The sequence below is a fragment of the Nocardia tengchongensis genome (assembly GCF_054781395.1).
In genome coordinates this window covers 582,086-593,949 of the sequence record NZ_BAAGUM010000017.1, presented here as the reverse complement: position 1 = coordinate 593,949, position 11,864 = coordinate 582,086, and the positions used below count along the sequence as shown (strand labels likewise).

Genomic DNA, 11,864 nt, shown 5'->3' with positions numbered 1-11,864 from the left:
GGCCACACCCACTACCCGGTCCGTGATCGAAAGGAAAACCCCTAGTGACGATCTCGCGCGCCGTACGCGGCACACTCACCGGTGTAGCCGCCGCGCTCATTGCCATCACACCGATCGCGGTCACCCCGGCGTTCGCCGCGCCCGTGCCGGTGCTGCAGTCGCCCAAGGGCGTCTCGCTGGACCTGCCTACCGCCCCGAATGCCCGTGACCTGAGCGGCATCCCGACCCAGGGCGGCGACGGCAAGGTCAAGGCCGGTTCGGTCTACCGCACCGACGCGCTCAACAAGCTCAGCGAGGCCGAGCAGCAGCAGCTGGTGTCGGCGGGCATCGTCGAGATCATCGACTTCCGCAGCCCGACCGAACGCGGCCAGAACCCGGACAAGCTGCCGGCCTCCATCCCCGCGAAGTCGCTGCCGGTCTACGACCCGAACAATGACTTCTACCTGTTCTTCGCAAAGGCCGTGCAGGGCGGTCCCGCCCTGCAGCAGCAGCTGCTCGGCGACGGCAAGGGCCGGCAGTTCATGATCGACTACTACAAGTGGATGGTCACCGACTCCGCCGCCCGCGGTCAGTTCAGCGCTGCTCTGAAGGAGATCGCCGCCGCCAACGGCCCGGTGCTGTACCACTGCACCGCGGGCAAGGACCGCACCGGCTGGATGTCGGCCATCCTGCTCAGCGCCCTGGGCGCGCCGAAGGGCCAGATCTACAACAACTACCTCGAGTCCAACGACAACCTGGCCGCCGCCAACAAGGCGACGCTGGACGGTCTCGTCGCCTCGGGCCGGGTCACCGACCCGTCGCTGTTCGAGCCGGTGCTCGGCGTCGATCGCGCGTTCCTGGACTCCTCCTTCGACGCGGTTCAGGCGAACTACGGTTCCATGGACAACTTCCTGTCGCAGGGCCTGGGCATCGACGACGCGACCATCGCGACCCTGAAGTCCAAGCTGGTCGGCAAGTAATTCCCGGAATGCCGGCGCCGTGTGTGGGACGGCGTCGGCATTCGCATGTCCGCCCCATGTCCGCTTCACTTTTCCGATCTCCGTGCGAAAATTCCGATGGTGCACGAGATCTGGCAGCTGGACGGGCGGCGCACCCGCTCGGTGAGCGCGGAGAACCCGACCGGTGAGCCCGGTGGGGGCGGACGAGCCATCTCCGGGACCGGTGCATACGCGGCCGCGGGGCTGGGGCGGGGCTGGAAGGTCTCGCCGTCCATCGATCTGCGGCCGGGTGAAACCGCCACGCTCGCCGATATTTCCGGGCCGGGCGTGATCCGGCACCTGTGGCTCACCACCGATCGCGCGCTGCTGCGCGACTTCACGCTCCAGATGTATTGGGACGATGCGCCCGAACCGGCCGTCGCGGTGCCGCTGGGCGACTTCTTCTGCAACGGCTGGCAGCAGCTGGCGCTCGTCGATTCCGCCATGGTGGTGGTCGCGCCCGCGGGCGGGCTGAACAGCTACTGGCCCATGCCGTTCCACGACCGCGCGCTGATCACCCTGCACAACGGGTCCGAGCAGGCCGCGCCGGTGTACTACCAGATCACCTATCTGGAAGAGGAGTTACCGGGCGCCGCCGGGTATCTGCACACCCGGTGGCGCTGCTCCGATCCGCTGGGCACCCCCGCCGAGCATCCGATCGTCGAAATCGACGGCGGTCCCGGGCGGTATGCCGGAACGTATCTGGCCGTGCAGCCGCGGGCGACCGGCTGGTGGGGCGAGGGCGAGCTCAAGTTCTATCTCGACGACGACACCGAATTCCCCACCCTGTGCGGCACCGGGACCGAGGACTATTTCGGCGGCGCCTGGAATTTCGATCTCGACGGCGCTTATCGCCCCTACTCCACCCCCTATCTGGGCATGCCGCAGGTGCTGCCGCCGCATCGAATCTACGAGCCGCACCAGCGATTCGGCATGTACCGCTGGCACATTCCCGACCCCATCTGTTTCGAGTCCGGCCTGCGCGCCACCGTGCAAGCGCTCGGTTGGCGCGAGGACGGGCATTACCTGCCGCTGGACCAGGCCCACGTGGCTTCCACCGCCTTCTGGTATCAGGCGCGCCCCTGATACCCCCGCTGTTCCCCGTAACGATTGCGGGACAGCAGAAAGAATGCGATTGCTATTGCGTAAAACGCGTCGAGGTCGGGGCGCGCGGGTGCATGGTATTGCTATGCGCGCCTTGGTCGTCGATAAGCCCGGACAGTTCTCGGTCGAATCGGTGCCCGATCCGCTACCCGGCACCGGTGAGGTGGTGGTCCGGGTGGACGCGGTCGGCATATGCGGCACCGATATCCATATCGTCGAGGGTGAATTCCCGCCGACGCCCTATCCGATCGTGCCCGGACACGAATTTGCCGGGGAGGTGGTGGCGCTCGGCGCGGACGCGGCCGGGGTGCGGATCGGCGATCGGGTCGCGGTGGATCCCTCACTGTTCTGCGGGCGCTGCCACTATTGCGCGATCGGGCGCGGCAACCTGTGCGAGAACTGGGGCGCGATCGGCGACACCGTGGACGGCGCCATGGCCGAGTACGTGAAAGTGCCCGCCGCCAACTGTTATCGGCTGCCGGGCCATCTCTCGCCCGCGCACGGCGCACTGGTGGAACCGCTCTCGTGCGCGGTGCACGGATTCGACGGGCTGCCACGGCGACTCGGCTCGCACTACCTGATCTACGGCGCGGGCACCATGGGGCTGCTCATGCAGCAGTTGGCCATCGCGGCGGGCGCGGCGTCGGTGTCGATGGTGGACACCAATGCCGACCGGCTGGCCATCGCCCGCACCCTGGGCGCGGACGCGGCCACCGTGTCCGCCGACGACATGGACCGGCCCGAGGGCTGGGAGATCGTGATCGATTGCAGCGGAACGGTGGCCGCCATCGAGGACGGGCTCACCCGGGTCCGGCGCGGCGGCACCTATCTGCAGTTCGGGGTGGCCCCGGCGGCCGCGCGGGCGAACATCTCGCCGTTCCAGATCTACAACGACGAGATCACCATCGTCGGATCCATGGCGGTACTGCACAGTTTCGGCCGGGCGGTGGACCTGCTCGGCGAGGGCGTCATCGACGCGGACACCGTGATCACCCATGATTTCGCGCTCGAGGAATTCGACGAGGCCCTGCGGACCTTCCGCGCGGGCACCGGACGCAAGATCCAGCTGCATCCCGGACGGGCGGCACGATAGAGGGTAGGCGGACCAATGACGGTCGTTGCCGGAGTGGACTCGTCCACTCAGTCCTGCAAGATCGTGGTGTGCGACGCCGATACCGGAACGGTATTGCGCCAGCGCCAGATTCCGCATCACGAGGGGACCGAGGTGCCGCCCGGCATGTGGTGGGAGGCGTTGCGAGCGGCGTGTGATCGGATGATGCGCGATGTCGAGGCCATCGCGGTGGCCGGGCAGCAGCACGGGCTGGTGGCGCTCGACGCCGCCGGGCAGCCGGTGCGGGACGCCCTGCTGTGGAACGACACTCGCTCGGCGGAGGCGGCCGGGCAACTGGTCGGTGAGCTGGGCGGTCCGCAGGCCTGGGCGGACGCGGTCGGCAGTGTGCCGCTGGCCGCGCACACGGTGGCCAAGCTGCGCTGGTTCGCCGACCACGAACCCGAGCTGGCCGACAAGACGGTCCGGGTGCTGCTCCCGCACGACTATCTGACCTGGCAGTTGCGGGGCGGCGATCCGGACACCGAGCCGACCACCGATCGGGGTGACGCCTCCGGTACCGGGTACTGGTCCCCGGCGGCCGGCGCCTACCGGCCCGATCTGCTGGCCCTGGCCTTCCGTGGCCGCAGTCCCGCGCTGCCGCGGGTGCTCGCGCCCGCCGAGATCGCCGGGCACACGCCGGGCGGGCGGCTGGTGGCGGCGGGCACCGGCGACAATGCCGCGGCCGCGCTCGGTCTGGGCATCGGCGACGGTGATGTGGTGGTGTCGCTGGGCACCAGCGGCACCGTCTTCACCCGCGCCACGCACCCCAGCGCCGATCCGTCGGGCGCGGTCAACGGCTTCGCCGACGCCACCGGCGCGTTCCTGCCGCTGGTCTGCACGCTCAATGCCGCCCGGGTGCTGGACGCGACCGCGGTGCTGCTCGGCACCGACGTGTCGGGTCTGGAAGTGCTGGCCGCCCAATCCCCCGCGGGCGCGGACGGTCTCACCCTGCTCCCCTATCTCGCCGGCGAGCGCACCCCGAATCTGCCGCACGCCACCGGCAGCCTGCACGGCCTGCGGGCGCACACCATGCGGCCGCATCACCTGGCCCGGGCCGCGATCGAGGGGATGCTCTGCAATATCGCCGAGGCGCTGGACCTGCTGCCCACGGTGCCGCATCGAATCCTGCTGATCGGCGGCGCATCCCGCTCCCGCCTCATCGCGCACGCCGCGGCCACCATTTTCGGCCGTACCGTGACGGTGCCCAACCCGAGCGAGTACGTCGCGCTGGGAGCGGCCCGGCAGGCGGCCTGGGCGCTGCGCGGGGGTCCGCGACCACCCCGGTGGCCCACGCCGGCCGGCACCGAATTCCATACGCTGGCAGCGGGAGTCGGCGCGGCCGTTCGCCAGCGCTATGCCGAGATCAGAGACACGTATTACCCGTAGACGACGGGCGGATCCGACAGATAGTCATCCCACGTCTTGTTGCGCGTGATGTAGTTCCGGATGGCGTCGCGGGCGATCTCCTGTTTGGATCGCCCTTCCATCGCCGCCTGCGCACCCAGCGCAGCTTCTTCGTCCTCGCTGAGCCGCAAAGTCCATGCCACCGCGAATTCATATCACCCCGGGGTCACCCTGTCTGCCGAACGACCGTCCAGTTGGTAACTGTCACACGAACAGACAGGTTGCCAGGGACCCGGATCCGGCACCGCGATTGCGCTCACGTCGAGCGTAACCATCGTCCACAGCGGTGGCCGAGTCGTAGCTTCAGCCGTTATGACGACCGAGTTGAGCACCCCGTTGAACGATATCGTCGAGGCGACCGGACGAGCCGTGGCGGCCGATCCCGCGCAGGCCACGGTCGTGTTCCGGGCCGCGGGAACGCCGGAGGGCACCGTGGGCAGCGCGATAGCGCTGGGCCGGTACACGGTTCGGGTGGACGAGCCGCCCGCCCTGGGCGGTGACGGGTCCGCGCCGAATCCGGTGGAGGTGTATCTGGCCTCGCTGATAGCCTGCCAGGTCGTGACCTACCGGTTCTGGGCCCAGCGGCTCGGCGTCACCATCGACGATCTGGCCATCGAGGCCGAAGGCGACCTCGACGTGCGCGGCTTCTTCGGCCTCGACGACACCGTCCGCGCGGGATTCCAGGCGGTGCGCGTCACCGTGCGGGTCACCGGCCCGGAATCCGCCGAGCGCTACGCCGAACTGCAGCGGGCCGTCGACGAGCACTGCCCCGTCCTGGACCTCACCACCGGCCGCACCCCGGTCGAGACCACCCTCATCGCCCAGTAACCGCACACCACTCACCGGAGGCCCCCCATGACCGAATCCGCGCTGCCCGAAGACCCCACCGCCACCTGGAGTTTCGAGACCAAGCAGGTGCACGCCGGGCAGCAGCCGGACGCCGCGACCGGCGCCCGCGCGCTGCCGATCTACCAGACCACGTCCTACGCCTTCCGCGACACCGAGCACGCCGCGGCGCTGTTCGGGCTGACCGAGCCGGGGAACATCTACACCCGGATCATGAATCCCACCCAGGACGCGGTGGAGCAGCGGATCGCCGCGCTCGAGGGCGGTGTGGCCGCGCTGCTGCTGGCCTCGGGTCAGGCGGCGGAGACCTTCGCGATCCTGAACCTCGCGGGCGCGGGCGATCACATCGTGTCCAGCCCGCGGCTGTACGGCGGCACCTACAACCTGTTCCGGTACACGCTGCCGAAGCTGGGCATCGAGGTGAGCTTCGTCGAGGATCCGGACGATCTCGAGCAGTGGCGGGCGGCGATCCGGCCGAACACCAAAGCCTTCTACGGGGAGACGGTGTCCAACCCGCAGAACCATATTCTCGACATTCCCGGCATCGCCGAGGTCGCGCACGGCTCCGGCATTCCGCTCATCGTCGACAACACCGTCGCCACCCCGTACCTGATCCAGCCGTTCGCGCACGGCGCGGATATCGTCGTGCACTCCGCCACGAAGTATCTGGGCGGGCACGGTGCGGCGGTCGCGGGCGTGATCGTCGACGGCGGCAGCTTCGATTGGCGGAGTGGACGTTTCGCGGGATTCACCGAGCCCGATCCCAGCTACCACGGTGTGGTCTACGCCGACCTGGGCGCGCCCGCCTACGCGCTCAAGGCGCGCGTGCAGCTGCTGCGTGACCTGGGTTCGGCGATCTCACCATTCAACGCCTTCCTGATCAGTCAGGGGCTGGAGACGCTCAGCCTGCGCCTGGAACGCCATGTCGCCAATGCCGCGGCGGTGGCCGAGTTCCTCACCGAGCGCCCCGAGGTCACGGCCGTCTCCTACGCCGGTCTGCCGTCCTCGCCCTGGTACGAGCGCGGAAAGCAGTTGGCGCCCAAGGGTGTCGGCGCGATCATCGGCTTCGAGCTGGCGGGTGGCGTCGACGCGGGCAAGCGTTTCGTCGACGCTCTGACCCTGCACAGCCACGTGGCCAATATCGGCGATGTCCGCTCGCTGGTCATCCACCCGGCCTCCACCACCCACTCGCAGCTGACCCCGGAGCAGCAGCTCGCGGCGGGCGTCACGCCGGGCCTGATCCGCCTGGCCGTGGGGATCGAGGGCATCGACGACATCCTCGCCGACCTGCGCGCCGGATTCGCCGCCGCGGCATAGCCGGACAGCAGACGTCCGCCGCCGCATCCGGGACGCATGGTCCCGATGCCGCGGCGGACGCCGAGTGCCGTCCTATTTGGTGAGTTTGGCCCGGAACGGGCCGGAAATGCTGTTGAAGATCAGGTCCCCGTTCGGCGCGAACTCGATGAGGGCGTACGCGCCGTTGCCGCGGTTCGACTGACCGAAAATGGTGCGGTGCACGGTTTCCCCCGTGTTCCAGTCCATGCCGGTGACCTCCCAGCCGTCGGCTTTGCTGTAGCCGTTGACGAAGACGATGCCCGAACCGCGGCTGACGGTCGGGACCATACTCGCCGAGACCACGTCGCCGCGCTCCCACACCGAAGCCCACTTCTTGGCCTTCGGATCCCACTCGAACCGCTGCATTCCGGTCGGGGCCTCGTCGATCGGGCCGCCGGACAGCACATCCACGAGACGGTTGGGATCGCCGCCCGAGTGCATGTTGTCCACCACGAACGCGCCGTAGCCGTTGACGACCACCGACTGCTCGGACTGAATGAACTCCGGTAGCGGATCGGTCTTGCCGGCGGTCACCTGGATCTGATCAGCGATGCGCTCGGACTTGGCACCGGGCTTCGCAGTGAAGCCCTCGGGAATCTTGTTTCGCCAGAACGCGACCAGCTTCATGTGGTCCGCGCCGTCGGTGATCACCACCAGTTGGTCGGTGTCCTTGCCGAATCCCATCAATGTCGGGGTGGATCCGGTGCCGGAACCGAATTTGACCGTCGGCGGCTGGCGGCCGAAGTCATAGGCGGACGACCAGGCGCCGTCGGCATCGTCGGTCGACAGTTTGGACCCGGTCCACACGAGCTTGCGCATGACCTTGTCGCTGGCCGCATAGATGCCGCCGTGCTCGTCGATGGCCATCGAGTTGGTGACCAGTTCGTCGTCGCCGAAGCGGACCCGCTGCACGTCGCCGCTGAAGTCGCGGTTGAGCACCGCAACACCCTTGCTGGACAGCACGACCAGATGACCGTCATAGGTCATGTCGAGCCCGACCATCGTTTCGGGCGCGCCCTCGAACCCGGTGCCGCCCAGGTACGGCTTGAAGTCGAAGGTCCTGACGATCTCTATGCCGTCCTCGGGCTTGTCCTTGTTCTTCAGCCCGAACACGACGATATCGCCGGCCGTGGTGTTGTAGTACAGGCGATTCTCGTTGTCGACCAGCACGTAGACGCCGTTGGCCATGGACGATTTCCAATCCAGGCCCCAGGAGTCCACCGCGGCATGAACCTGGGCCGAATCGTGGAGGGTCTGATCGACCACGGCGTCGACCTGAGCCGGCGCAAGTACTTTCGCGCCGGGCGCGTCGATGGTGGCCACCTGCTTGAAGCCACCGTCACGGACATCGACGTAGCGCACACCGTCGGTGGAGACCACCCACATGTAATCGGAGGTGGTCGAGGCCAGGGTCATGTAGTTGATCGGACCGCCCGCGGCGCGCGGTTGCTGGGCCGGGTCGACGTGGAAGGTTCCCCGTGCGACGGAGTAGGGAATGCTGTCGGACTGCCCTGGGTCGACATGGGTCACCGGGTAGATGTCGGCGGACAGGTATGGATTGCGGGGCGGCCCCTCCGCCTGTGGCTTCGACGCGTTGGCTGAACTCGTCGAGCCGGAATCGGAGGACGAGTTGCCGCTACCGCACCCGGCCAGCACGCCCGCGGTGGTGGCCGCCGCCGTCGCCAGTGCGATTCCCGTCCACACGCACCGATGTTTGCCCACAGCTGTCTCCTGTTCGGTTCAGCCAAAGTAACTGCGAGATAAAGAGGTGTGAGATGCGAGAATATCCGAGCGCATGTAGTTTGCTAGAAATTATCCACACCCTAGACAGTGGTGGCTCTCGCAGGTAACACATGCCGCAACGGACCGGGCCGAGCCCGATGACGAGGCGGGCCGACGTGGGTGGGGGCGTGCCGGACGGGGTCCTCGTCCGACGCCGCGCCGGCGGTCCACAGGGCGCGCTCGTGCCAGGCCCGACTCGCGGGCACGTGCAGCTCCAGCACGAGCAAAGTCATTGCGACCGCGAATATTCCGTCGCTGAGCACGCCCAGCCGCCCCAGGTCCCGTGCCGCGATCCGGTGATATCTGGTCATCTGCCCGCCTCCCGCGTCGGACCCTGGCCGATATCAGGTGGCGGCGCGGCGCTGCTCTCGGGCGAGGAAGTGGGCGGTGGATTTCGTTGTCTCGTAGAGGGATCGGTAGTGGCGGTAGTAAGGGCCATAGTGGGCATGGACCTCGTGGTCGGGTTCGACCGTGGTGATGATCGGATTCCAGGCGGAGGTGTCCACGCCGAGCGCTTCCGCGGCGAGCAGCGCGTCGCCGAGGGCCGCGCCGACCGTGTCGGCCGGAAGTTGCTGCGGCAGACCGGTGATGTCGGAGACGATTCGGGTCCACAGGCCGCCCTTGGTGCCGCCGCCGACCGCGACCAGGCGGGTGGCCGGGGTGCCGGCCGCGGCCATCGCCTCCAGGTTGTGGCGGACCCCGTAACCGATGCCTTCCAGGACGGCTCGATACAGGTCGGCGCGCTGATGGGTGAGGGTGAGGCCCGCGATGACGCCGCGGGCGTCGGGATCGAACAGCGGGGTGCGTTCGCCCGCGAAATAGGGCAGCACGAGCAGGCCGCGCGAGCCGGGCGGGACGTGGGCGGCCTCGTCGACGAGTTCGGTGAAGTCGCTGCCGGTGAGGGTGCGCAGCCAGTCGGTGACGGCGCCCGAGGTGGCCATGCCGGCGGCCGAGGTGTAGGTGCCGGGCCAGGTTCCGCAGGTGGTCCACAGGCCGGGCTGGGGGTGCGGGTCGGTGAGCACCTGGGTGAGGAACATGGTGGTGCCGTACATGATCATGCAGTCGCCGGGGGCGCGGACGCCGACTCCGGCGGCCTCGGCCCAGGCGTCGATGGTGCCGGTGGTGACGGGGAGCCCGGCGCGCAGGCCGGTGGCCGCGGCGGCCTCCGGGGTGATGTGGCCGACTATCTCGGTGGGCCAGGCCAATTCGGGTAGTCGCAGGCCCGGGGCGACGGATTCGGCCCAGTCGGTGGCCCAGTCGCGGGCCGTCAGGTCGTACATGGGCACGCATTGACTGGCGGACTGGTGGTCGAGGACGTAGCGGCCGGTCAGGCGGTGGACGAGAAACGAGCTCGCCATCAACAGCAGGCGGGTGGCGGCCCACACCTGCGGCTCGTGCCGCATGAGCCAGCGGAGTTTAGGGCCGACGGCCTGGCTGGTGAGCGGTGACCCGCAGCGTTCCAGCACCGTGTGCGCACCCAATTCCGCGTCCAGTTCCGCGATTTCGACGGTCGCGCGGGTGTCGACGCCGTAGAGGATGGCGGGCCGCAGCGGGCGTCCGGACGCGTCGGCGGGCAGCAGGCAGGGGCCGATGCCGCTGACCGCGAGCGCGTCGACGGGTTCGCCGTCGGCGGCGGCCAGCAGTTCGCGGGCGATCGCCGTGAAGTCCGCCCACCACACGGTTTCCGCGTCGTGTTCCACCCAGCCGGGCCGGGGCGTCGACACCCCGTGCGGGCGTTCGACTCTCGCCGCGACCAGCCCGTCGCGGCCGACCAGGACACCTTTGGATCCGGAGGTGCCGATATCGATGCCGAGGAGCATGTCAGCTCGCCCTGGTGAATTCGTCCAGGCTGACACCGAGTAGTTCGCAGGCGGCGCGCACGGTGGCGCGCTGATCACCGGGGACGGCGTGAATGTGGTTGGCGCCGAAGCGGGACAGGAACGTTCCGGCGTCGGCGTCCAGGCGGGCGAAGGCGTGCGGCCATTCCGGGGTGGACTGTTTCATCAGCGCTTCGTTGGTGGCCTGGTCGTAGGTCTCGAACGCGCCGAGCATCAGCTGCATGCGGTAGGCGCCGTCGCGGCGGGTGAGGCGGGCGAAGGTCATCTCCCCGGGCGCGGCCAGGTGGTGCACGGACGCTCCGCCGGCGGGGAAGAAGAACACCTCCGGGTACAGGTGGACGCGCCCCAGGTTCTCGGCCGGGTCGTCGCTGCGGGCCGCGTACCAGGTGGCGTGCTGGCCGGAGTTGCACAGATCCCAGATGTCGCGGTCGGCGTGATAGTGGCGGACGTCGGCGAAAAGCACCGGGGTGCCGGTGATCTGCTTGAGCAGCTGCATGGTGAGCGCACCGTCCATGTCGGCTTCGGTGGCGCACACGTGCGGCTGTTTGGGGCCGTTCCAGTCGTAGGGGTCGTTGAGGAACGCTTCGGTGATGTCCATGGTGGCGAAGTACTGGGTCAGTTCCGGTTGCCCTTTGATGCCGGAGAAGTCGAGCCGCCATTCCGCGATCAGGTCCCGCACCGCCAGATACGAGCGGAGCTGCCGTTCCAGCAGTTCCGGGGTCAATTTGACGCCGTCGTAGTGGACTCCGGCGGTGGTGCGCTCCAGCCATTCCCGCGCCGCCCGCGCCTCACCGGCGTCGGCGAGTTCGGCGCGGCGCACGATCTCCCACTGGTCGATCTCCTCGACGTCGACACCGAACACCCGCTGCCACTGATCGGTATTGGCGACCGCCGTGTTCATCCCCATCGGCCGCCCGCCGAACCGCCCGAACGTACTGCCGCGCAGACTCGCCACCGCCGCCGCGGCCCGCGCCCGCACCCCGATCGCCGCGATCAGCTCCGGGTCGGCCGGATCACCCCACAGCCGGGCATGCTCACGCCCGACCTGATCCAGCGCCCCACCCGCCGCCAGCATCCCCACCATCCCCGGCTGCACCGGATCGATATTGGACAGCAGCAGCAACGGCCCGCTCAGCGCGCCCGCCGCCAGCATGGTGAAGTGCGGAAACGCCCACACCGCATAGTGCAGCACGGTCAGATCCACCCCCGCCGCCTGCACCTGCCGGGCCACCGACACGGCCTGGTCGTTCCGGCCGACCGGTTCCACACCGCGGATCACGGTGTGCCCCGCCGCGGTCAGCTCGGCCACCAGCCGATCCTCCGCGGTTCGAATGAATCCGACGATGCCGCCGTGCACATAGTCACGGCCGTCGGAAAGACTGATCACGCCGATTCGGGCCATCGTGCCTGCCTCCCCGCAACGTTCTACTCGCCTGGGTGGGACTCTCGACTGCCCGTCCAGAATCC

Annotated in this window: 11 protein-coding genes; 6 read left to right on the top strand and 5 right to left on the bottom strand. The window is 68.7% G+C overall.

The window, feature by feature from the left end:
• Nucleotides 1-44 precede the first annotated feature (44 nt).
• The 4 genes from ACYVKL_RS33755 to xylB all read left to right on the top strand — a co-directional run bounded on the left by ACYVKL_RS33755 (nt 45) and on the right by xylB (nt 4,578).
• Entirely contained in the window at nt 45-959 is a 915-nt protein-coding gene (locus ACYVKL_RS33755; RefSeq protein WP_379167037.1) for a tyrosine-protein phosphatase, read from the top strand.
• Nucleotides 960-1,055: 96 nt separating this feature from the next.
• The gene (locus ACYVKL_RS33750) at nt 1,056-2,063 is read left to right on the top strand and encodes a glycoside hydrolase family 172 protein (RefSeq protein ID WP_379167038.1); all 1,008 of its coding nucleotides are present in this window, start codon (nt 1,056-1,058) and stop codon (nt 2,061-2,063) included.
• A gap of 103 nt (nt 2,064-2,166) precedes the next feature.
• Nucleotides 2,167-3,174, top strand: coding sequence for a zinc-dependent alcohol dehydrogenase family protein (locus tag ACYVKL_RS33745; protein ID WP_379167040.1), 1,008 nt, complete (start codon nt 2,167-2,169; stop codon nt 3,172-3,174).
• A 15-nt stretch (nt 3,175-3,189) separates the two neighbouring features.
• Nucleotides 3,190-4,578 carry a xylulokinase gene (gene xylB, locus ACYVKL_RS33740; protein ID WP_379167042.1) on the top strand — a complete coding sequence of 463 codons (1,389 nt, stop codon included), beginning with the start codon at nt 3,190-3,192 and terminating at the stop codon, nt 4,576-4,578.
• Here the strand turns inward: xylB and ACYVKL_RS33735 are convergent.
• The gene (locus ACYVKL_RS33735; RefSeq protein WP_213557310.1) at nt 4,569-4,739 is read right to left on the bottom strand and encodes a ribbon-helix-helix domain-containing protein; all 171 of its coding nucleotides are present in this window, start codon (nt 4,737-4,739) and stop codon (nt 4,569-4,571) included. The two genes, xylB and ACYVKL_RS33735, sit on opposite strands and share 10 nt — an antisense overlap.
• Before the next feature lie 169 nt (nt 4,740-4,908).
• On the opposite strand from ACYVKL_RS33735, the gene ACYVKL_RS33730 reads away from it, so the two are divergent.
• Nucleotides 4,909-5,424, top strand: a complete 516-nt coding sequence (locus ACYVKL_RS33730; RefSeq protein WP_379167044.1) for an OsmC family protein — start codon at nt 4,909-4,911, stop codon at nt 5,422-5,424.
• Between the two features lie 27 nt (nt 5,425-5,451).
• Nucleotides 5,452-6,759 (top strand): bifunctional o-acetylhomoserine/o-acetylserine sulfhydrylase, encoded by a 1,308-nt coding sequence (locus ACYVKL_RS33725; RefSeq protein ID WP_379167046.1) that lies wholly within the window; start codon nt 5,452-5,454, stop codon nt 6,757-6,759.
• Between the two features lie 72 nt (nt 6,760-6,831).
• Here the strand turns inward: ACYVKL_RS33725 and ACYVKL_RS33720 are convergent, their stop codons facing one another.
• From ACYVKL_RS33720 to ACYVKL_RS33705, 4 genes are all read right to left on the bottom strand, one after another.
• Entirely contained in the window at nt 6,832-8,481 is a 1,650-nt protein-coding gene (locus tag ACYVKL_RS33720) for a hypothetical protein (protein WP_379167048.1), read from the bottom strand.
• A gap of 119 nt (nt 8,482-8,600) precedes the next feature.
• A complete protein-coding gene (locus ACYVKL_RS33715) occupies nt 8,601-8,870 on the bottom strand; it encodes a TMEM175 family protein (RefSeq protein ID WP_379167049.1) in 270 nt (89 codons plus the stop codon).
• A 33-nt stretch (nt 8,871-8,903) separates the two neighbouring features.
• Entirely contained in the window at nt 8,904-10,379 is a 1,476-nt protein-coding gene (locus ACYVKL_RS33710; protein WP_379167051.1) for an FGGY-family carbohydrate kinase, read from the bottom strand.
• A gap of 1 nt (nt 10,380) precedes the next feature.
• On the bottom strand, nt 10,381-11,799 hold the full coding sequence (locus ACYVKL_RS33705; RefSeq protein ID WP_379167053.1) for an L-fucose/L-arabinose isomerase family protein: 1,419 nt from the start codon (nt 11,797-11,799) through the stop codon (nt 10,381-10,383).
• Nucleotides 11,800-11,864: the final 65 nt, after the last annotated feature.